This is a genomic window from Tenacibaculum sp. 190524A02b (assembly GCF_964036645.1).
Lineage (GTDB): Bacteria > Bacteroidota > Bacteroidia > Flavobacteriales > Flavobacteriaceae > Polaribacter > Polaribacter vairaonense.
Map to the genome: position 1 here is coordinate 2199079 of NZ_OZ038525.1, position 21238 is coordinate 2220316.

Here is a 21238-nt window from a genome sequence, read left to right on the forward strand (position 1 = left end):
GTATTATTTGTTAGTTTTATTGATGATTCCAATCCTCTGAATCAGAAGAGTTAGGTGATAAGCCTAGAATATCCCCTTCTGTTGAAACACCTAATCCTAAAACTGTTCGATTAGCATAATTGAAATAACTAACTACTTGGTTTATTTCTAGGATTTCGCCGTCTTCAAGTCCTTTTTCTCTTAATTTTTCAATATCTTTCTCTAATAATTGACTTGGATGTAAAGTTAATAATTTAGCATATTTGAATCCTTCTAAATAAGCCTCATTTAAAGCTAAGTTTAAATCATCTTTTTCTAAGCCTTTTCGGATTTGATTTGCTTTCTCATCATCTTTCAATAATTTTCTTAATCCTGAAAAATGATGTTCTACACAATATTCACATGCATTTAGCATGCTTACGTACACTCCAAGTGACTCAAGATACCATTTAGGAAGCGTATTATTACTATTATGAAGTACATTTTTGTATAAAGCCATATGACCAACCATAGTATGGGGTCTTAATCCGTGAACCAACATAATGTTATCTACATTATTATTTGGTCCTGTTACTTTTTCATATAATTTTCTAAGTTTTCCTACTGCTTCATCAAAAGATATAATCTTTATCCAACTCATTACTTATTACTTACATTGTTTTGGTTATTTTCTGAATTATATGGTTTTGCTTTTTTCCCAAATAAAGAAAAATGCACAAATCTTTTTGGATTTAACTTCATTTCTCTTAACAACTCTTCTAACTCTTTGGACGCATTGGTCAAGTTAGTATACATTTTATCGTCCGTTACTAACTTACCTAATGTTCCTTTTCCTTTCTTCATACCATCTAACAAGCCATTAACATTAGCTAATGTTTCTTCTAACTTTTTAACGGTATTACCTAAGTTTGCTTTGGCTAAGTCTTCAGACATTTTTGAAAAGTTATCTGTTATTTTCTTAGCATTTTCAACTGTTACCTCAACATTAACCTTACTGTTTTTAAGCATTGAATTAACTGTGGTTAATGTTTTACGAACATCAGTAATAGTTCCTTCTAAGCCTAAAATACTTCTATTCAAGCTATTTCTAGCTCTTTGGTTTAGAACTTGATTTAAACCAACTAAAAGTGAATCTACCCCAACTAAAGTATGTTCTATTTTAGGGCTTAACTTATCACTTAAAGAAGCTATTAAGTCAGATTCTATTGTTCCTCTTAAATAATCTCCTGATTTGGCTTCCTCACCTTCATAATCTGGCACAATGGCTAAATTTTGACCTCCCATTAAACCGGCAGAATATATTTTAGCGATACTATTTTTTGAAAACTTAAAATTACTTTCCAATAATATTTTAACCACTAACTTACCTCTTTTGTTAGGCTTAGAATTAAAATTTATTTCAGCTACCTTACCTACCTTCAATCCACTAATAGTTACCACACTAGCTTGGTTTAAACCATTTATGTTATCATACTCAACGTAAAAGTGCCTTGTATTAGGACTAAATAAATCTTGTCCTTTTAAAAAGTTGTATCCCCAAATAAATAAAGAAATTACAACAACTGCGACTATCCCTGTTTTTAGTTCCTTAGACATGCAAAAAAAATTATTACATAGGCGAAAATAGTAATAATTTTTGGTAGTTTGTATGTAAAATAAGTCTAAATTATCTAGACTTTAATGCCTCCTTTATTGAGATTTTAACACCATCTTTGAAAGCAACTACAAAAGCATCCTTATGACCTGCTTTTCTAACCTTCTTTAGAGTCTTTTTAATCCTTTGAAATACAGATGTATTACCGTAATAATATTTATAATAACCATCTACATACATAGACTCTACATTTTCTAAACCTTTAAAATTAAAATTATCATTGGTTAAAAAATTTCTTGACGCTGCAATTTGCACTTTAAACTCTATTCCTGTTTTTTTTGTTGTAGATTTTTTAACCTTAGCTATTTCAACTTTAGGCCTCTTGATCTTCGCTTTATTTGGCTTTGCTTTTTTGCTTATCTCAGTACTTTGGGGCTTTTTCTTTGTTTCTTTCTTTGGAGTTTCCTTTACATATACTTCTTCATAAGAACCTCCTACTGTATTTATTTTTAATTGATGTACATATTTTCTTATTGCTTTCGCAATAGCTTTTGCCATTTTTATTTGACCTTTTCTTGTATTTAAAAAGCGACCTTCCGCCTTATTAGTTAAAAAACCAAGTTCAACTAATACACTTGGCATAATGGTTTCTCTTAAAACTAAAAAATTATCTTGCTTTACCTTTCTATCAAATCTTTTTAAGTTTGAAAAGTTTGTTTGAATTAGACCTGCTATCAATAAACTATTATCTAAGTTTTCTTCTTGAAGTACAGACAATCCTATTAAAGATTCAGGAGAATTAGGATCATAATCATAATTCTGTTCGTAATTATCTTCTAATAAGATTACCGCATTCTCTCTTTTTGCCATTTCTAAATTTCCACTATTCCCTTTTAACCCTAATACAAAAGTTCCAGCTCCATGGGCTCTAGATTTTACATAGGAATCACAGTGGATAGATACAAATAAGTCTGCTTTTTGTTCGTTAGCTATTTTTGCTCTTTTATGTAATTCAACAAAAACATCTTTTTTTCTAGTATAAATCACTTCAATATCTTTAGATGTAAGTAACTCCTTACCTACATCTAATGCAACTCTTAAAGCTATTTTCTTTTCTCTATATCCATTCCCTAAATTCCCAGGGTCTTTACCTCCATGCCCTGCATCTAAAACAATTTTATATTTTTTTTGAGCATTTACAGTTGTTACATTGCTAAAAAGGGCAATTACTACAAAAAAAATAAAAGTTAAATTTTTGATATTATATTTGCTGAATTTTAAGATTTTCATCAATTATTTTTAAGTAATTTTGACATTCAAAATTTGTTAACTCAAAGAGTAAGCCATAATTTAATTAAACACAAAAATAGTATTTAAAATATTGCAAACAAATCTAACTTACATACTTTTAGCTTTCTATCTTTTTAGTTTTCAAATAAACTATGCTCAAGAATTTGGAAAAAAAGAGGTTACACCAGTACAGCAACCTAAAAAACAAATAAATATTGTTAAGGATTCTGTTTTTAAAGCTAACGAAAAAGAAAAAAATCTTTTGGTTAAACCTAAAGATTCTATTGTTAATGATTCTATTAAACCTAGAAAACCTAAAGAAGTAATTGACGGTATTATTACTCATGATGCTGAAGATTATACGATTCAAAATGCTAAAAAAAGAACAGTTACCTTATACAACAAAGCTCATGTTACTTATACAGATATTGATTTAAAAGCGGGTATTATTGTTTTAGATTATAAAAACAATACTGTTTTTGCTACAGGTATTAAAGATAGTTTAGGGTACCATCAACGCCCCGTTTTTAAACAAGGGGGGCAAGAAAGTGAACAAGACTCTATTTTATTTAATTTTAAAACAAAAAAAGCTTTAGTTTATGGTGTAAAAACTGTGCAAGGTGGAATTATTACTTATGGTGAAAAAACTAAAAGAGTTAATGATTCTACTGTTTATATGCGTAGACTGCGTTTTACTACTTCAAAAAAGAAAATACCCGATTATCATATTGCTACAGACAAAGCTAAACTTGTTCCAGGTAAGAAAATTATTGTAGGAAGAAGTAATTTGGTACTGGCAGAAGTACCTACTCCTTTATTTTTACCTTTTGCTTATTTTCCATTAACTGACAAACGAACTTCAGGTTTTATTATTCCTTCATGGGGAGATAGTAATAGTCAAGGATTCTTTTTACAAAATGGTGGTTATTATTTTGCTATCAATGATTATGTAGACTTAACAGTTTTAGGTGATGTATACACAAATGGTAGCTGGGCTTTACGTGGAGACTCTAATTATCGTTTACGTTATAAGTTTAGTGGTAATTTTAGTATCCGATTCGAAAATATTATCCAAAATATTAGAGGACTTAGTGGTTACAATAAAAGAAGTAACTTTAACATTACTTGGCGTCATAGCCAAGATACTAAATCTAGTCCTCATTCTCGTTTCTCTGCCAATGTAAATGTTGGTAGTAGTCAATACTATAATCAATCGTTAAATGAATTAAACAATGCACAGCGCTTAACCAATACCTTTCAATCCTCTATTTCATACTATAAAAAGTTTGTTGGTACTCCGTTCAATATGAATGTCACTGCTACACACTCTCAAAATACCAACAACAATTCTATAACTATGACTTTCCCTTCTTTACAATTAAATATGGATAGAATTTATCCATTCACTGGTAAAGGAGGAATCAAAAAGAATCCTATTCAAAAAATGGGGATCAACTATAGTATGAGTGGAGAATACAGAATTAATACTACAGACGCTGAGTTTTTTAAACCTAAAATGTTTGAAACTGCGCAAACTGGTATTCAGCACAACTTAAGTACCAATACAAATATTAAAGTATTTAAATATTTTACACTTGCTCCATCTGTTAATTACAAAGATGTTTGGTATTTTAAGAAAATTAACAAACGGTTTGACCCAAACCTTAGAGATAGTCAAGGAAATCTTGGAGTAATCGTTAACGATACAATTAGCGGCTTTAATCGTTTTCATGAATATAATTTTGGAGCATCTTTATCTACTAATATTTATGGGACTTTCAACTTTAAAAAAGGACGCTTAAAAGCTATTAGACACACTATTAGGCCTTCAATTTCTTATGGATACAGGCCTGATTTTGCTGAAAACTACAATTTACAAGTACAGCAAGCTATTAATGACCCTAATGACTTGTTAACGTACTCTCCTTTTGAGGGTGGCATTTATGGCTCTCCTGGTAGTGGTTTATCTAACTCTATAGGTATTTCTGTTAATAATGTTTTAGAAGCTAAAATTGCACCTAAAGATCCTGACAGTGATGAAGAAGATGAAAAAATAACTATTCTAAATAATTTAAACTTCAGTACAAGCTATAATATTGCTGCAGATAGTTTAAGGTGGAGTCCTGTTAGCACTAGTGCTGGTACTCGTTTATTTAAAGATAAGTTAGCTGTAAACTTAAATGCAACACTTGATCCTTATCAAATTGATTCAAAAGGAAACCGAATTAACAAGTTTAACGCCAATATATTTAGAGTAACCAATGTTGGCTTAAGTGCTAATTATTCTATATCTAGTAGAGATTTTGAAAAAGACGAATCAAATAAAGACGAAAATAAATCTGGGAATGGTGCTCAAAACACCCCTGATATTTTTGGTCAAAATATGCCTACTACTAATGGATTTTCTACCAACCCTGGAAATAACCAAAATAAAGGAGATGAAACCAAAGAGGCTAAATTATATAAAGCCAAAATACCTTGGTCATTGAATTTGGTATACGCTTTAAATTACGCTAATACAGGAATTGGTAATGCAGGAATTGGTAGTAACTCTTTAATGTTTAGTGGAAATATAGAACTCTCTCCTAAATGGAAAGTTGGTTTTTCTTCTGGATACGATATAAAAAATAATGCGTTTACATTTACACGACTTAACTTCTCTAGAGATTTGGACAGTTGGCGTTTTAATTTTAATTGGACGCCTTTTGGTATCAATTCATCTTATTACTTTTTCATAGGTGTTAAATCATCTGTAATGAGTGATTTAAAATGGGATAAAAACAAACCACCAGACAGAGTATTATTTTAATAAAAACAAACAACTAATTAATAATATAACATATGAAAAAAATCATTACAACAGACAAAGCTCCTGCTCCTATTGGGCCTTATAACCAAGCAGTTTTAAGTGGAAATACACTATACACTTCTGGACAAATAGCCTTAAATCCAAGTACAGGCGAACTAGTTTTAGATTCAATTGAAGCTGAAACTAAACAAGTAATGGAAAACATGAAAGAGGTTTTAGCTGCTGCTGAAATGACTTTTGAAAATGTCATAAAAACATCTATTTTCATTTCTGACATGAACAACTTTTCAAAAATCAATGAAGTTTATGGTAATTATTTTAACGAAGCAACAGCTCCTGCTAGAGAAACCGTTGAAGTTGCTAATCTACCTAAATTTGTTAATGTAGAAATCAGTATGATTGCTGTTAAATAAGCGATTATTACACATACTATAAAAACTCCAGTGTTAGTTAAACGCTGGAGTTTTTATATTCCTTTTATCAATAGTTCAGCTGTAGCTGGATTGGTTGCTAAAGGTACATTATGAACATCACATAAACGAAGTAGCATTGTTATATCTGGCTCATGCGGATGTTTCTCGTGTGGATCTCTAAAAAACAATATCATATTACACTTTCCTTCAGCTACTCTACTAGCTATCTGAGCATCTCCTCCATAAGGTCCAGAAAGGTATTTATTGACTTTCAAACCAACTTCTTCCGCTCTACCCCCTGTTGTTCCAGTAGAAATCAAATCTATCTTCTTATCTTCAAAAATAATTTTATACTTCTTTAAGAATTTAACCATTTCATTTTTCTTACCATCATGGGCTATAATTGCTATTTCCATATACTTAAACTCAAATAAAAAACCTCGCAATTTGCGAGGTTACAATTTAAAACAATATTTTAATTTATAATGATGCTGAATATTCTAATAGGTCTACAATTTTTGTCGCATAACCAAACTCATTATCATACCATGAAATTACTTTAAAGAAATTTTCATTTAACTCTAAACAAGCATCTGCATCAATAACAGAAGTTTTAGGTTCAGAAACAAAATCTTGAGAAACAACCTCATCTTCTGTATAACCAATTATCCCTTTATAACTTCCTTCAGAAGCTTCTTTTAAAGTTGCTAATATTTCTTTTAAAGAAGTAGCTTTCTCTGTTCTAAATGTTAAATCTACCAAAGATACATCTGGTACTGGTACTCTTACTGCCATTCCAGTTAATTTACCTTCTAACGCAGGAATTACTTTTGTTACTGCTTTTGCCGCTCCTGTAGATGTTGGAATAATATTATTAACCACAGTTCTACCTCTTCTCCATTTCTTATTAGGTCCATCCACTACATTCTGTGTTGACGTTGCAGCATGAACTGTAGTCATTAATCCTTCTTTTAACCCAAAAGTATCATGAATCACTTTAGTTAAAGGAGCTAAACAATTAGTAGTACAAGATGCATTAGAAAAGATAACCTCATCAGCCGTTAAGTCTTTATGGTTTACTCCCATCACATACATTTTTGCATCTTTAGACGGAGCTGATATAATCACTTTTTTAGCACCACCTTCTATATGTAAAGCCGCTTTATCTTTATCTGTAAAAAAACCTGTAGACTCGATGACGTATTCAGCACCTACTTCATCCCATTTTAAATTTTCAGGGTTTCTCTCTGCAGTTATCCTTATTTCTTTTCCGTTTACTATTAAATTTCCGTTTTTAACTTCAACAGTTCCGTTAAAACGTCCATGAACAGAATCATACCTTAATAAATATGCTAGGTAATCAACATCTAACAAATCATTAATTGCAACAACTTCTATATTTTCTCTTTGAACAGCAGAACGAAAAGCCAACCTTCCAATTCTACCAAATCCATTTATTCCTATTTTAATCATTTCTTTACTTTTTACTCCATCTCAAAATAGATGTAGAGTGTTTTTTATTTATGCAAAGACAAATATAAAACTTATAAAAACAAAAAAACTGATAGGTTATAAATTCTATCAGTTTTTAACAAAAAATAAAAAAATGTATTACAATGAAGCTGAGTACTCTACTAAGTCAACAATTTTAGTTGAGTACCCTATTTCGTTATCATACCACGAAACAACCTTCACAAAGTTATCTGTTAATGCAATCCCTGCATTAGCATCAAAGATAGAGGTGCGTGTATCTCCTACAAAATCTTGAGACACTACTAATTCTTCTGTATACCCTAAAACCCCCTTCATTTCATTATCTGCTGCATCTTTCATTACTTCTTTTATTGTATCGTAACTAGCTTCTTTAGCTAATTTAACTGTTAAATCTACTACTGAAACATCCATTGTTGGTACTCTAAAAGCCATTCCAGTTAACTTCCCATCTAACTCAGGAATTACTTTTCCTACAGCCTTTGCTGCTCCAGTAGAAGATGGTATAATATTATGAATTGAAGAACGTCCTCCTCTCCAATCTTTCATTGAAGGGCCATCTACCGTTCTTTGTGTTGCTGTACTTGCATGAACTGTGGTCATCAATCCTTCTACAATTCCAAAGTTATCATTAAGTACCTTTGCTATTGGAGATAAACAATTAGTAGTACAAGAAGCATTTGAAAAAACAGTATCCGTTTTCTTTAACTCTTTATTATTAACCCCCATAACAAACATTGGTGCATCTGGTGAAGGTGCAGATATAACTACCTTTTTTGCACCTCCTTTTAAATGACTTTCGGCTTTTTCTTTTTTAGTAAAAAGTCCCGTACATTCTAAAACATACTCTGCTCCTACCTCATCCCATTTTAAATCTTCAGGATTACGTTCCGCTGTAATTCTGATTTCATTTCCATTAACAACAAGCTTGTTGTTAACAACCTCTACAGTTCCATCAAATGCTCCATGAACTGAATCATGCTTTAGCATGTATGCTAAATAGTCTATATCTAACAAATCATTAATTGCTACAACTTGTACATTTGAGCGTTTTACTGCAGATCTAAATGCTAATCTTCCTATTCTACCGAATCCGTTAATCCCAATTTTTATCATAATGTTGTTTTTAGTTATGTAGTCATAATATCGGAGACTCTTAATAGCTCCATATTTATATTATTTATTCCTTTTATTGCTTTTTCTAAATCAGTTGCAATTACTTCATTATCTTTCAACCCAACCATAAGGTTAGACTTTCCATCTATTACCAGTTCAACTGCTTTTACTCCTAATCTACTTGCCAAAACCCTATCAAAACAGGTAGGTGAACCTCCTCTTTGCATATGTCCTAACACTGAAACTCGCACTTCATATTCTGGCAAATTTTCCTCAACATAATCAGCTAATTGGTACACATTCTTACCTGACCTATCTCCTTCGGCCACTACCACAATACTTGAAGACTTACCAGACCTCTTACTTTTTTTCAAAGATTCCAGCATTCTATCCAACCCTAAATCTTCTTCAGGTATTAATATTTCCTCTGCACCAGCTCCAACCCCAGCATTTAATGCTATAAATCCAGCATCTCTTCCCATTACCTCTACAAAGAATAGGCGATTATGTGACGAAGCAGTATCTCTAATCTTATCTATAGCATCCATAGCTGTATTTAATGCAGTATCATAACCTAGTGTATGAGAAGTTCCATAAATATCATTATCAATAGTTCCCGGAATACCTATCACAGGAAAACCAAATTCCTTATTGAACACCACTCCTCCTGTAAATGAACCATCTCCACCTATCACTACCAATCCATCAATGTTATTTTCTATTAGGTTCTCATAAGCTTTCTTTCTGCCCTCTTCAGTTCTAAACTCTTTAGATCTTGCCGATTTTAAAATTGTTCCACCTTTGTGTATGATATTATTTACACTTCGGGCTGTCATTTGCACAAAATCTCCTTCTATCATTCCTTGATATCCTCTATATATACCAACACACTCAGTTCTATAATAAGCACAGGCTCTAACTACTGATCTAATTGCTGCATTCATACCAGGAGCATCTCCCCCAGATGTCATTACGGCTATTTTTTTTATTCTTTTTGTCATAATTATATGTTTCAAATCTACTTAATTTTAGGACTAGTTTTTCTAAAAAAAACGAAATCGTTTTCGGCTTATCCTCAATAAAAACAATGCTTTGACATTAATAAAACTCGAAATTCCCAATCATTGTTCTTTATCTAATCCTTTATTTTTTATTATCTTTTTAGAATTAATTTATTTCGTATGGTTAAAGTATATTGTTTACTCTTATTTTGTATTAGCTCTTCATTATTTTCTCAACAAGAAAAAGTTTTCACCTCTTTTAACGAAGCTTTTAAAACACCTTTAAAAGTTACTTACTTAGATGTTTCTAATCAAAACATTGCTTCTATTCCTAAAAACCTTAGAAACCTGAAAAACTTAAAGAAACTAAAACTTAACAATAATAATATTTCTTTTATTGATAGCTCTTTTTTTTCTTTTAAAAAATTAGAATACTTAGACTTATCCAACAACTTGTTTGATTCTATTATTATAAGCTCTACAAATATGGTTAATCTAAAACGCTTGAAACTTAATGGAAATAAGCTTAAAAACATCCATTCTTCAATTCTAAGACTACCAAACCTTAAATATCTACACATAAACAACAATACGCTTGGGTCTATCCCTGAAGAGATTAATATTTTGAAAAGTTTAAAAAAGTTGTACATTAGAAATAACAATCTGTTTCTCATTCCTGATTCATTTGTTGGTCTAAAAAATTTACTAGTTGTAGATTTTTCTGGTAATAATTTATCACAAATATCTAATGGACTCAACAAAAGAAGTTTAAAGCATCTTAAAAAGTTAATTCTAAAAAACAATCCCTTTCCAAGTTATGAAAAGGGATTAATTAAGCTCAATGTTCCTAAAAAATGTATAGTTATTTGGTAGACTCTATTTCTTTATGACTTATATAGCCATCAATTATTCTTTTTACTTTTTTATTCTGAAATACTGTTGGGTATAGATCTTTTATTATAAAGTGATATTCATAATCTATAGCCAAACCATTTTTTAAATGCGCTAAACTGTATTCTTCTTTTTCTAAAATCATAAACAATCCGCATAATCTATATTCAATTTCTGCAAATTCTCTATAAATCTTTTTTGCTTGAATTAAAACTGATAGTGCATCATTAAAATTACCTAAAAACAATAGTATATCCGCTAATGCAATGAAAATTTCAATTTCTTGATCTCCTAATTCAATACATCTTTGAAATGCTTTTACAGATTCTTCGTAAAAATTCAGTTTCAAATTAATATCACCATACTTCCTCCAATATAAAGCGTTCATGTCATCTATTTGCAATGCTTTGTTTATATAATACAAAGCTTTGGGATAATTTTTTACTGTATAACAAGCGCTTGTTAGTAGTAACCAAGCTCTATCCAAAAGAGGGTCTTCATGTACTGCTTTTTTGTAAAAATGAATTGCCATTGCAATATTATCTAACTCTTGATAACATTCTCCAATCCTAACGTAAGCAAAAGCTGTTGGGTCATCTAACTCTAAAGTAATTGAATAATTATTTATCGCTTCTTCATACCTTTTCAGTTGCTCTAAAGTTTTTGCTTTTTCTAAATACCCTCCAATAAAAGTTTCATCAATTATTACAGCGTAATCAAAACATTGTAAAGCCTCTTTATACATGCCTATTTCAAAATATTGCCTACCTAATTGATGCCAAGCTACCTCACTATATGGATTCTTATCTAAGTATTTATTTAAAAATCTAATAGCATCTTCATTGTTCTGTTCCATATCAAAACAATATACAATGTTATATAATGACGAATAATCTTCATAATCTACCTCAATACATTTTGCAAAGTTCAACCGTGCATTTTCATAATCATCCATATAAAGGTATTCCATTCCAATCATAGACCAAATATCTTCTGGATCTTCAACAAATTCTAAAGATTCTTTTAATACAGAAATAGCTTCTTTATGCTTTTTCTTCTTAGACAAGATAGTAGCTTTCTGTATAAATACTTCATCGTTATGAGGTTCTACTGCCTCAATTTCTATCAATAAATCTACAGCTCTTTGTAGTTCATCATCAAAAATTAGCAGTTCTATTTTCATTAGCTTGAGTTGGACAGAAGATGGGTGCTGTTCTAACCCTAATTTCACCGCTTTTTTGGCCAACGTATGTTTACCTATATTTAAGTAATGTTCTATAATGTACTCAAACTCTGTAGCATCGAAAAAATACACGCTATTCGTTTTTAACATTGATTCAAATTTAGATACTGGCATAGGCTTCGTATTTGAATTTCTTCTAAATTTACAACAAGAATAGTGCCTTAATACATTTTGGCACTTTTGTTGTTAACAAAATAATTAACAATTTATCCACGTAAATATATTAATTCATTCTAATTTGATACCACAAATTATTTTTCTATATTTGAGTGGATTGAAATTCGAACAAGAACAAAATTTAAAAATTTAAACAAAAAATCATGAGTAAATTTGACGAAAAAGTAGAACTATACAAAAAGTTTATGGACGATAAAGGAATTCGTTCTAACACTGATTTGTTAAAAGCCGTAACTAAAGGTTTAGGTCCTTCTATTTATAAAAAAGATGCTGAAACTGTTTCTGGATCGGATCCTAAAGAACTAGAAACCGTTAAAAAGAATTTTTTAATTAAAAAATTAGGTTTAGCAGATGGTCCTGAATTAGATGAAGCTATTAATGAAGTTATGGAAAGAATTGGTAAATCTGAAAGAAACAAATACCGTGCGGTAGTTTATTATATGCTTGCAAAAAAATTCGATAAAGAATCTGTTTACGGAATGTAGTAAACTTTTCTTATCAAAAAATCAATCCTGCATTAATATTAATGCAGGATTTTTTTATTTTAGCCCACAACAAACAACAAAATCATATGTCACAATTTATTAGTGTTTTTGATATGCTAAAAATTGGTGTAGGTCCTTCTAGTTCCCACACCTTAGGACCATGGAGAGCTGCTCAGCAATGGATTCAAAAACTAAAAGATGCGCATCAAACAAATGCCATTGATTCAATAAAAGTTGATTTATACGGATCATTATCTTTAACAGGAAAAGGACACGCCACTGATTTAGCGGTATTATTAGGGCTTAGCGGTACTGATCCTGAATATATTCCCATTAGTGATATTGAAAAAATCATTACTGAAATAAAAAACACTAATACACTTAACTTCAACAATGAAAAGAAATTGAACTTTTCAATGGATCAAGTAGTATTTAACAAAGACTTTTTACCTTTCCACTCTAATGGACTTACTTTTAATGCTTTTTCTAAAGACAAAACCATACTATCTTCTGAAACTTATTATTCAATAGGTGGTGGATTTGTGATTCAGGAAAAAGAAGAAGGTGAAGTGAATACTGAAATCAACAAACAGAATTTTCCCTTCCCTATCAACAGAGCTACTGAGTTAGAAGCATACTGTATTTCTGAAAATGCTCAAATTTCTGATATCGTTTTAAAAAATGAGTTAGTTTTAAAAAACGAAGCAACTATTAACGCTGAACTAAAACGTGTTTGGGACACCATGTTAGAATGTATGTATATAGGCTGTCACACTGAAGGTACTTTACCTGGAGGTTTAAATGTTAAAAGAAGAGCTTTTGAAACACATAAAAAACTAATAAAAGAAGCTTCATACTCAAATGAAGAAGAATGGATTACTGCTATTAGAGGTACAGAAGTTAAGTTTAGAGAAATTTTAAAATGGGTTAGCTGTTTTGCACTTGCAGTTAATGAGGTAAACGCCTCACTTGGACGTGTGGTAACAGCACCTACCAATGGTAGTGCAGGTGTTATTCCTGCTGTTATCATGTATTACCTTGTTATAGAAAATCATGATGCAGACTTTGAGCATATTAAAAAGTTTTTATTAGTAGCTGGTGAAATTGGTAGTATTTTTAAGAAAAATGCAACCATATCAGCCGCTATGGGAGGATGTCAAGCTGAAATTGGTGTTTCATCTGCTATGGCTGCAGCTGGTTTAACAGAATTACTAGGAGGAACTCCTGCACAATGTTTAGTAGCTGCTGAAATAGCTATGGAACATCATTTAGGACTTACTTGTGATCCAATTGGTGGTTTAGTACAAGTACCTTGTATTGAACGAAATGCAATGGGAGCTATTAAAGCCATTAATGCTGCTGAACTAGCCCTAGAAACTGACCCTAAAGAGTCCTTAGTTCCCTTAGATAAAGTTATTGATACCATGTGGGAAACGGCAAAGGATATGAATCGAAATTATAAAGAAACCTCTGAAGGAGGTTTAGCAATAACAGTTGGTTTAGCTGACTGTTAACATAAAACTTAAAAAAGAGGTTTCATTGAAAGCCTCTTTTTTGTTTATACAATATTTATTTTCTTTCCTAAAAATTTAGGCTGTACTCCAACTAGAATATCTACAAACAGCTTAACCCTTGCTAAATATTCTCTTAATTGAACTTTCAAACCATATCTTCCTGATACATCTCTAGCATTAAAACCTACTGCATTTATAGTAAAGTGTTTTGCTAAATATAATGCTCTTTCATTATGAAATCTCTGAGATATAATTGTTATTGATTCTTGTCCAAAAACTTTAGAAGCTCTTACTACTGAATCTAAGGTTCTAAAACCTGCATAGTCTAAAAATATCTTATCCTCAGGAACTCCCTTACTAATTAGATCTTCTTTAAAACTAGTAGGCTCATCATAACTTTTTGTACCGTTATCACCACTCACCAAAATAAACTCTATTTTTCCAGATTTAAATAACGACGCAGCAGCTTCTACTCTATACTTATAATATAAATTTATCCTTCCATCAATTAAATACTTGCTGGTACCTAATACTAAACCTACTTTATTTTTAGGAATACGGTTTGTATCTGAAAACACCTTTTCTTTAGCATTTTTTTGCACTAAATAATTACTTACATAAATACTTAGAAAAACACTTATAACAAACAGTAATACTATTTTAAAACCTTTCCTTTTCAACGCTTCTTATAGCTCTTACCTAGTGAATACTAACTCTGTTTCAGAAGACATACTTTCAGCAAATCCATACCCTTCTACATTAAAGCCTTTAAGTTCTTCTAAACTTTTCACATTATTATCTATAATATACCTAACCATTAATCCTCTTGCCTTTTTGGCATAGGTCATAATTGTTTTATACTGTCCATTTTTTAAATCCTTAAAAACTGGAGTAATCATTGATACTTTTAACGCTTTTTTAGGAACAGCTTTAAAATATTCTGAACTTGCTAAATTGATTAACAACTCTCCTTCTTCTAACTCTTCATTTAAAGATTCTGCCAATGTAGTATCCCAAAACTTATACAAATTATCTGCTCTTCCTACCTTTAGCTTTGTTCCCATCTCTAAACGGTAAGGCTGCATTAAATCTAATGGTTTTAATAAACCATATAATCCAGAAAGGATTCGTAATGTATCTTGTAAAACTGGTAGTTTTTCTTCCGGTAAAGACGTTACATCCAACCCTCTGAACACCTCACCTGTAAACGCATAAACAGCTTGTTTAGCATTACTTGGTGTAAAAGGAGGTTGCCACTCTTGATTTCTATCATAATTTAATGCTGCTAAATCATCAGATATTTTCATTAAATCAGAGAGCTTCTTTTTAGAAAGTGTTTTTAATTTTTTATTCAATTTTTCTGATTGCTCTAAAAACCTAGGTTGTGTATGTAAACTAGTATTGGCTTTATTTTCAAAATCTAACGACTTTGCTGGAGATATAATTATTTTCATTTCTTAAAAATCATTTTTGAATTTCAAAGGTAAATGTATATACAATATACCTTTCTATATTTTCTTATAAAAAAGTAATAGTTCTATTACTAATACCTATTAAACATTATTTTTAAACTGTTACACATAACCCATCGTAGGCTATTGCAACGTTATCTGGCAACTCTTTTTCAACTTCTTCATGAAAACCAAGCAATTCACTTATATGCGTTAAGTATGCCTGCTTTGGCTTTAACTCTTCAATAAATTTCAAAGCTTCTTCAATATTAAAGTGCGTAGCATGTGGTTCTTTACGTAAACCTGTTACAATTAATACCTCTACCCCATCTAATTTTTGCTTTTCTTCTTCTGAAATTGTTTTAATATCTGTTAAGTAAGCAATATTACCAAATCGATATCCTAAAATAGGTAACTTTCCATGCATTACTTCAACAGGTATAACTTCAACTCCATTTAGAAGAAGTTTCTTTGACTTGTCAACCAAGTTTACATTTACCGTAGGTGCGCTAGGATACTTGTTTTCTGTTACAAAAACATATTCAAACCTTTTCTTTAATGCCTGTAAAACACGTTCTCCAACATAAATAGGAACACTTCCCATAAAAAAACTAAAAGGTCTGATGTCATCAAAACCTGCTATATGATCTGAATGCTCATGAGTAAATAATATACCATTTATTGACGTCACGTTTTCACGAATCATTTGTTGACGAAAATCTGGGCCAGTATCTATAACATAATTCACATCATCCCAAGAAATCATAATAGACGAACGTAATCTCTTATCTCGAAAGTCTTTTGAAAATGCTACCGGATGCTTACTGCCAATCATAGGAACTCCTGTAGAGGTTCCCGTACCCAAAAAAGTTATTTTAAGTTGCTTTTTTTTATTCATGTATTACACAAAAATACAATAATAATTGACTAATAATTCCTATTTTCAGTACATTTGTCGGACGTAATAAAAAAGAATAAAATGGCAATCACTTTAAAAGGAGATCAAAAAATAGAATCGGTACCAGCTACTAAAAGTAAAGCCCTAAAGATTAATCTTAATAGACATATCTATGGTACTTTTGCTGAAATAGGTGCTGGACAAGAAACTGTTAGAAACTTTTTTAGAGCGGGTGGTGCTTCTGGTACTATTGCCAAAGCCATGAGTGCTTATGATAAGGATTTTTCTGATGCTATTTATGGAGTTGAGAACGATGGACGTTATGTAACAGAAGCTCGTTTAAAGAAAATGTTAAGACATGAAATGGTTTTAATTGAAGAACGTCTTGACAGAGAAAAACATCCTGATAAACTTTTTTTTAGCTACGCAAATACGGTAGCAACTATTAATTTTACTAAAAAATTTAAAGGACACGGTTGGGTTGGTATTCGTTTTCAACTAGATCCGTTAGAAGATTATAATGAAATTGTATTACACTTACGTTTTAAAGAAACAGATGCTAGGTTACAACAAGAAACCTTAGGTATTTTAGGTGTAAACTTAATTTATGGTGCTTTTTATTTAAATGATAATCCTAAAGAGCTTTTAAAGTCTTTTTATGACAATATAGATAAAGACCGTCTAGAAATTGACATGATTAATTTCTCTGGGCCTCGATTTATGTATGTTGATAATCGTTTAATGAGTTTACAATTGGTTAAAAATGGTATGACCAATGCTGTAATGTTTGGCCCAGATGGAAATAACTTATTACCAGCTCAGGTATTATACAAACGTAATATTTTAACACTTCGTGGTAGCTTTAGGCCTGTTACCAAAGTTAATATGGATATGTTTGAACGCTCTAAAGAACTGTTCTTAGCCGAAAAGAAAGTTAATCCAGAAAGAACGCAAATCATATTTGAAATTACGTTAAGTAACCTTAAATCTGAAGGAAAAATTAATGAGCGTGATTTCTTAGACAGAGCCGAACTATTATGTTCTTTAGGTCAAAATGTAATGATTACAGATTACCAAGAGTATTTTAGGTTAGTTGAATACTTTAGTGAATTTACTAAGGAGCGTATGGCACTGGCTATGGGTGTAAATAACCTAATTCAAATTTTTGACGAAAAGTATTATCGTGATTTAAGTGGTGGTATTTTAGAGGCCTTTGGTAAACTTTTCCACCGTGATTTAAAAGTTTATATGTATCCGTATAAGGAAGAAGATTCTGGAGAGTATATTACAAGTAAAAACTTAAAAGTGCATCCTAGAGTTAAAGAACTATATAAATTCTTTAAAATGAATGGTAAAATTGTAGATATTGAAGGGTTTGACCCAGAAATACTTGAAATTTTTTCAAGAAAAGTATTACAGATGGTGAAAGATGGAGAAGAAGGCTGGGAAGAAATGTTACCTAAAGGAATTTCTGAAAATATTAAACAAAAAAGATTATTCGGTTATACTCGAAAAAGAGTATAATTACAAATAGAATATCTTACACTATATTTTAATAAATGTCTCGATTAATATTAATCGAGACATTTATTTTTTTATTCCATTAAACCTTTTTTTAACTTTATAGTCTAACAACTAAATTTGATTATTAGTTGACCAACGAAATCGCATTTATAAATCAATTAAAAAACGCTTCTACCAAAGAAATTGCGTTTAAAGATTTAGTGTCGCAATATAAAGAGCGACTCTATTGGCATATTCGTAAAATAGTTTTTGCCCATGAAGATGCGGACGATGTTCTTCAAAATACATTCATCAAAATTTTTAGAAACATTGATAACTTTAAAGGAGACAGTAAACTGTACTCTTGGATGTACAGAATTGCTACCAATGAAGCCATTACTTTTATTAATAAAAAAGCCAAAGAAAAAAACATTGATATTTCTGAATATCAACAACAATTAATTTCTAGTTTAGATAGTGATTATTGGTTTAATGGTGATGAAATACAGTTAATTTTACAAAAAGCAATTGCTACTTTACCCCAAAAGCAACAATTAGTTTTTAATATGAAGTATTTTGATAATATGAAGTATAATGATATTGCAGAAGTTTTAGAAGTAAGTATAGGCAGCCTAAAAGCTTCTTATCATCATGCTGTAAAAAAAATTGAAACCTATATAAAAAGTAACACTAATTAAACCTTTTAGGTTTATACAAGTCAAACAGTTAACATGGACAAGGATATAGAAAATAGTATAGAGTTTCTCAATAACAAGACCAAAGGTAAACATGGTTTTGACTTACCTGAAAATTATTTAGATGATTTTGAGCAAGAAATGACGCTTACAGCTTTAGGTGCTCACAAAACAAATCCTTATACCACGCCTAAAGCATATTTTGAAACAATTGATGATACAATTTTAGAAAAGGTAAAAAACAACAAAACAAAAGTTGTTTCTATAAAAAGAAACGTATATAAACTATTAAGCAGTATGGCTGCTGCCTCTATTCTTTTATTTGTTGCTATTACATATTTTAATAATAGTGATGAGATTATTAATTTTGACACCATTACAACTGCTGATATGGAATCTTGGTATGAAAATGGATATATTGACGCAGGCAATGATTTAGATTTAGCCATTAACTTTGACGATTTAAAGTTTGATGAAGAAACCTTAACAACTATTAATACTGATAATGAACAGTTAGAAGATTATTTACATACCATTGATGGAGAAGTACTCTTCAATGAAATACAATAAACAAATGAAAAAGCATATACTACTCATACTTTCTTTTTTATTTCTAGGTCTAGCATTACAAGCCCAGAAAGGAAGAAGAGATTATAAAAAAATAAGAGCTTATAAAATGGCTTTTATATCGGAAAAGTTAGATTTAACTGAGGAAGAAGCACAAAAGTTTTGGCCTATATATAACGATTATAATAAAAAAATATCTGAGCTTTATAGAAGTGAGCGTTTAAATGTTAAAAAGCGTATTTTTAAAAAAGGCGGTATTGAAAAACTGTCTGAAGAAGAAGCTAAAACTATTTTAGAGGAAATTAAATCTATTCAACAGCAAAAAGCTGCTATAAAAACTAAATTACTTGATAAAGTATCCACATTTTTATCGTACAAAAAAACCCTAATCTTAGAAATCGCTGAACACGAATTCAATAAAAAGTTAATCAGAAAAATACGAGGTAAACGAAAGTTTAAGAAAGAAAAATAAGGTTTATTTATACTGTTATTATTTCTACAACACGATTATAATTCTCTAAAGGCACCATAGATTCTGAACTAAACCCATAATTAATTTCAATTGCACACCCTTTAGTTTGAGATACTTTTTCTCTTACAACATCATTTAACCTTCGTGCTCCTTTAACATCTATAGCAAAGGTATTGTATATTATATTTTCATTTTTCTCCATGGCTATTAGTGTTGATAATATTCTTCTTGTACTTCCGTATAAATTCATGTCCCAGTCATATCCAATATCACATTTCTTAAGAATATCCATCACTTTAGATTCATCACATTCAAGTTGTTTTTTTACATAATTTCTTACTAAGTTATTTTTTGTGATAAAATCCCAAAAAGATTGTTTTCTGTAAACATCCTTAACTTCATAAAAAGGACTAAGAATAGTAATTTTATTTTTTATTTTTCTTTGGGTAACAGTTTTTATTAACTCGGTTTCTATTAACTCAACATTAACATCATTACTAATAAAAACCCCACATACTTCTCCTTTTTTAACACTAAAACTAGGAAGTAAGCTTTGCCTTATTTTATTATATTCTACTTTTAATACTTGCATAGAATTAATATTATTAAAATAACGGAAAGTTTCTATAAACTAGAAACTCCAAAACACAACACTAATAAAAATAGATTGATTTAAGGTATAAACACCTCTAACAATTCAGCACCTGCCTCTGTACTTATTTGAACCTCTTTAATACAAGCAGGAATTAAAATGGTTTCTCCCATAGTTACTTCTTCTTGCTGGTTTTTATAAGTAAAAGTAGCAGTTCCTTTTACACACATATAAATTACAAAACTATCTTTGGCTGCATGGTTTACGGTAACGCTTCCTGTTACAGGTAAAACATTTGTGGTAAAATACTGACAAGAAACTATCTCCGAAGCTGTATTCTGCGTTTTAGTGTAAGCTGTTCTATAGCTATCTTGCGCTTTATAATCTATCGCATCAATTGCTTCTTCTGTATGCAATTCTCTATAATTCCCTTCCTTATCTTGTCTGTCCCAATCATAAACTCTGTAGGTTATATCAGAAGTTTGTTGAATTTCTGCTAGTAATACACCAGCTCCAATAGCATGCACGCGTCCAGTAGGAATAAGATACACATCTCCACTAGATACCTCATCTACATTCAGTATCTCTAGTAACTTTTTATCTTCTAAGTATTTTAAGTAGGTTTCTTTATCTGAATCTTTTTTAAAACCAACAATTAAGTTTGCTTTTTCATCCGCTTGCATTACATACCACATTTCCGTTTTCCCAAAAGAATTATGTCTCTTTTTAGCCAACTCATCATGCGGATGCAACTGTATACTCAATGCCTCTTTTGCATCTATATATTTAATTAATAAAGGAAATTTTTCTTTAAACTCCTCGTACACTTTCTTCCCTAAAAAATCTTCCTTGTATAAAGTAATCAGTTCTTTTAAATCTTTTCCTTTTAAAGCGCCATTTACAACTACAGAAGTATCCCCTTCTACATCAGAAATCTCCCAGCTTTCACCTACATTCGTATCCTGAGTATTTTTGTGTAGTACTGTTTTTAATTTTTCTCCTCCCCATATTTTTTGTTTTAATATAGGCTCAAATTTTAATAACTGATCTATCATTA

Annotated in this window: 22 protein-coding genes; 9 read left to right on the plus strand and 13 right to left on the minus strand. The window is 30.6% G+C overall.

Features of this window, described 5'->3' with window-relative positions; all coding sequences use genetic code 11:
- Positions 1-16: 16 nt before the first annotated feature.
- From ABNT65_RS08795 to ABNT65_RS08805, 3 genes are all read right to left on the minus strand, one after another.
- A complete protein-coding gene (locus tag ABNT65_RS08795; RefSeq protein WP_348739052.1) occupies positions 17-619 on the minus strand; it encodes a peroxidase-related enzyme in 603 nt (200 codons plus the stop codon).
- Positions 619-1575, minus strand: a complete 957-nt coding sequence (locus ABNT65_RS08800) for an MlaD family protein (protein ID WP_348739053.1) — start codon at positions 1573-1575, stop codon at positions 619-621. The genes ABNT65_RS08795 and ABNT65_RS08800 overlap by 1 nt, the downstream gene beginning before the upstream one ends.
- Positions 1576-1645: 70 nt before the next feature.
- Positions 1646-2863, minus strand: coding sequence for an N-acetylmuramoyl-L-alanine amidase (locus ABNT65_RS08805; protein ID WP_348747683.1), 1218 nt, complete (start codon positions 2861-2863; stop codon positions 1646-1648).
- Positions 2864-2954: 91 nt separating this feature from the next.
- On the opposite strand from ABNT65_RS08805, the gene ABNT65_RS08810 reads away from it, so the two are divergent.
- Positions 2955-5672: a putative LPS assembly protein LptD gene (locus ABNT65_RS08810; protein WP_348739056.1), complete on the plus strand. Its 2718-nt coding sequence runs from the start codon at positions 2955-2957 to the stop codon at positions 5670-5672.
- A 32-nt stretch (positions 5673-5704) separates the two neighbouring features.
- Positions 5705-6085 (plus strand): RidA family protein, encoded by a 381-nt coding sequence (locus ABNT65_RS08815; protein WP_348704546.1) that lies wholly within the window; start codon positions 5705-5707, stop codon positions 6083-6085.
- Positions 6086-6138: 53 nt separating this feature from the next.
- Here ABNT65_RS08815 and ABNT65_RS08820 read toward each other — a convergent pair whose 3' ends face one another.
- From ABNT65_RS08820 to pfkA, 4 genes are all read right to left on the minus strand, one after another.
- Positions 6139-6501 carry a methylglyoxal synthase gene (locus ABNT65_RS08820; protein ID WP_348739057.1) on the minus strand — a complete coding sequence of 121 codons (363 nt, stop codon included), beginning with the start codon at positions 6499-6501 and terminating at the stop codon, positions 6139-6141.
- Positions 6502-6565: 64 nt separating this feature from the next.
- Positions 6566-7558, minus strand: coding sequence for a type I glyceraldehyde-3-phosphate dehydrogenase (gene gap, locus ABNT65_RS08825; protein ID WP_348747684.1), 993 nt, complete (start codon positions 7556-7558; stop codon positions 6566-6568).
- A gap of 138 nt (positions 7559-7696) precedes the next feature.
- Positions 7697-8692 (minus strand): type I glyceraldehyde-3-phosphate dehydrogenase, encoded by a 996-nt coding sequence (gene gap / locus ABNT65_RS08830; protein WP_348739060.1) that lies wholly within the window; start codon positions 8690-8692, stop codon positions 7697-7699.
- Positions 8693-8706: 14 nt separating this feature from the next.
- Positions 8707-9693 (minus strand): 6-phosphofructokinase, encoded by a 987-nt coding sequence (gene pfkA, locus ABNT65_RS08835; RefSeq protein WP_348704542.1) that lies wholly within the window; start codon positions 9691-9693, stop codon positions 8707-8709.
- A gap of 180 nt (positions 9694-9873) precedes the next feature.
- Between pfkA and ABNT65_RS08840 the strand changes: the two genes are divergently transcribed.
- Entirely contained in the window at positions 9874-10566 is a 693-nt protein-coding gene (locus ABNT65_RS08840) for a leucine-rich repeat domain-containing protein (RefSeq protein WP_348747685.1), read from the plus strand.
- On the opposite strand, the gene ABNT65_RS08845 is transcribed toward ABNT65_RS08840, so the two are convergent.
- Positions 10556-11941 (minus strand): tetratricopeptide repeat protein, encoded by a 1386-nt coding sequence (locus ABNT65_RS08845; RefSeq protein ID WP_348704540.1) that lies wholly within the window; start codon positions 11939-11941, stop codon positions 10556-10558. The genes ABNT65_RS08840 and ABNT65_RS08845 overlap by 11 nt on opposite strands.
- Before the next feature lie 206 nt (positions 11942-12147).
- Here ABNT65_RS08845 and ABNT65_RS08850 point away from each other — a divergent pair, with 206 nt between their 5' ends.
- Positions 12148-12489, plus strand: a complete 342-nt coding sequence (locus ABNT65_RS08850; protein ID WP_348704539.1) for a DUF2853 family protein — start codon at positions 12148-12150, stop codon at positions 12487-12489.
- 86 nt (positions 12490-12575) lie between these two features.
- Positions 12576-14003 (plus strand): L-serine ammonia-lyase, encoded by a 1428-nt coding sequence (locus tag ABNT65_RS08855; protein ID WP_348704538.1) that lies wholly within the window; start codon positions 12576-12578, stop codon positions 14001-14003.
- Positions 14004-14047: 44 nt separating this feature from the next.
- Here the strand turns inward: ABNT65_RS08855 and ABNT65_RS08860 are convergent, their stop codons facing one another.
- The 3 genes from ABNT65_RS08860 to ABNT65_RS08870 form a co-directional block, all read right to left on the minus strand.
- On the minus strand, positions 14048-14605 hold the full coding sequence (locus tag ABNT65_RS08860) for a vancomycin high temperature exclusion protein (protein WP_348704537.1): 558 nt from the start codon (positions 14603-14605) through the stop codon (positions 14048-14050).
- 93 nt (positions 14606-14698) lie between these two features.
- Positions 14699-15457: a peroxide stress protein YaaA gene (gene yaaA / locus ABNT65_RS08865; protein WP_348704536.1), complete on the minus strand. Its 759-nt coding sequence runs from the start codon at positions 15455-15457 to the stop codon at positions 14699-14701.
- Between the two features lie 112 nt (positions 15458-15569).
- On the minus strand, positions 15570-16352 hold the full coding sequence (locus tag ABNT65_RS08870; RefSeq protein ID WP_348704535.1) for an MBL fold metallo-hydrolase: 783 nt from the start codon (positions 16350-16352) through the stop codon (positions 15570-15572).
- Between the two features lie 81 nt (positions 16353-16433).
- On the opposite strand from ABNT65_RS08870, the gene ABNT65_RS08875 reads away from it, so the two are divergent.
- From ABNT65_RS08875 to ABNT65_RS08890, 4 genes are all read left to right on the plus strand, one after another.
- Complete coding sequence (locus ABNT65_RS08875; protein ID WP_348704534.1) at positions 16434-17876, plus strand: TonB-dependent receptor; 1443 nt, start codon at positions 16434-16436, stop codon at positions 17874-17876.
- Between the two features lie 128 nt (positions 17877-18004).
- Complete coding sequence (locus ABNT65_RS08880) at positions 18005-18553, plus strand: sigma-70 family RNA polymerase sigma factor (protein ID WP_348739064.1); 549 nt, start codon at positions 18005-18007, stop codon at positions 18551-18553.
- Between the two features lie 33 nt (positions 18554-18586).
- On the plus strand, positions 18587-19120 hold the full coding sequence (locus ABNT65_RS08885) for a hypothetical protein (protein ID WP_348704532.1): 534 nt from the start codon (positions 18587-18589) through the stop codon (positions 19118-19120).
- Positions 19121-19124: 4 nt separating this feature from the next.
- Positions 19125-19589 carry a hypothetical protein gene (locus ABNT65_RS08890; protein ID WP_348747686.1) on the plus strand — a complete coding sequence of 155 codons (465 nt, stop codon included), beginning with the start codon at positions 19125-19127 and terminating at the stop codon, positions 19587-19589.
- A gap of 7 nt (positions 19590-19596) precedes the next feature.
- Here the strand turns inward: ABNT65_RS08890 and ABNT65_RS08895 are convergent, their stop codons facing one another.
- Positions 19597-20181 (minus strand): hypothetical protein, encoded by a 585-nt coding sequence (locus ABNT65_RS08895; protein ID WP_348704530.1) that lies wholly within the window; start codon positions 20179-20181, stop codon positions 19597-19599.
- An 80-nt stretch (positions 20182-20261) separates the two neighbouring features.
- Positions 20262-21236, minus strand: a complete 975-nt coding sequence (locus ABNT65_RS08900; protein WP_348747687.1) for a type I phosphomannose isomerase catalytic subunit — start codon at positions 21234-21236, stop codon at positions 20262-20264.
- Between the last annotated feature and the right edge of the window lie 2 nt (positions 21237-21238).

Coding starts and splice junctions, on each gene's coding strand:
- ABNT65_RS08795 (WP_348739052.1), bottom strand. CDS start 619: ATGAGTTGGATAAAGATTATATCTTTTGATGAAGCAGTAGGAAAACTT.
- ABNT65_RS08800 (WP_348739053.1), bottom strand. CDS start 1,575: ATGTCTAAGGAACTAAAAACAGGGATAGTCGCAGTTGTTGTAATTTCT.
- ABNT65_RS08805 (WP_348747683.1), bottom strand. CDS start 2,863: ATGAAAATCTTAAAATTCAGCAAATATAATATCAAAAATTTAACTTTT.
- ABNT65_RS08815 (WP_348704546.1), top strand. CDS start 5,705: ATGAAAAAAATCATTACAACAGACAAAGCTCCTGCTCCTATTGGGCCT.
- ABNT65_RS08820 (WP_348739057.1), bottom strand. CDS start 6,501: ATGGAAATAGCAATTATAGCCCATGATGGTAAGAAAAATGAAATGGTT.
- gap (WP_348747684.1), bottom strand. CDS start 7,558: ATGATTAAAATAGGAATAAATGGATTTGGTAGAATTGGAAGGTTGGCT.
- gap (WP_348739060.1), bottom strand. CDS start 8,692: ATGATAAAAATTGGGATTAACGGATTCGGTAGAATAGGAAGATTAGCA.
- pfkA (WP_348704542.1), bottom strand. CDS start 9,693: ATGACAAAAAGAATAAAAAAAATAGCCGTAATGACATCTGGGGGAGAT.
- ABNT65_RS08840 (WP_348747685.1), top strand. CDS start 9,874: ATGGTTAAAGTATATTGTTTACTCTTATTTTGTATTAGCTCTTCATTA.
- ABNT65_RS08845 (WP_348704540.1), bottom strand. CDS start 11,941: ATGCCAGTATCTAAATTTGAATCAATGTTAAAAACGAATAGCGTGTAT.
- ABNT65_RS08850 (WP_348704539.1), top strand. CDS start 12,148: ATGAGTAAATTTGACGAAAAAGTAGAACTATACAAAAAGTTTATGGAC.
- ABNT65_RS08855 (WP_348704538.1), top strand. CDS start 12,576: ATGTCACAATTTATTAGTGTTTTTGATATGCTAAAAATTGGTGTAGGT.
- yaaA (WP_348704536.1), bottom strand. CDS start 15,457: ATGAAAATAATTATATCTCCAGCAAAGTCGTTAGATTTTGAAAATAAA.
- ABNT65_RS08870 (WP_348704535.1), bottom strand. CDS start 16,352: ATGAATAAAAAAAAGCAACTTAAAATAACTTTTTTGGGTACGGGAACC.
- ABNT65_RS08875 (WP_348704534.1), top strand. CDS start 16,434: ATGGCAATCACTTTAAAAGGAGATCAAAAAATAGAATCGGTACCAGCT.
- ABNT65_RS08885 (WP_348704532.1), top strand. CDS start 18,587: ATGGACAAGGATATAGAAAATAGTATAGAGTTTCTCAATAACAAGACC.
- ABNT65_RS08890 (WP_348747686.1), top strand. CDS start 19,125: ATGAAAAAGCATATACTACTCATACTTTCTTTTTTATTTCTAGGTCTA.
- ABNT65_RS08895 (WP_348704530.1), bottom strand. CDS start 20,181: ATGCAAGTATTAAAAGTAGAATATAATAAAATAAGGCAAAGCTTACTT.
- ABNT65_RS08900 (WP_348747687.1), bottom strand. CDS start 21,236: ATGATAGATCAGTTATTAAAATTTGAGCCTATATTAAAACAAAAAATA.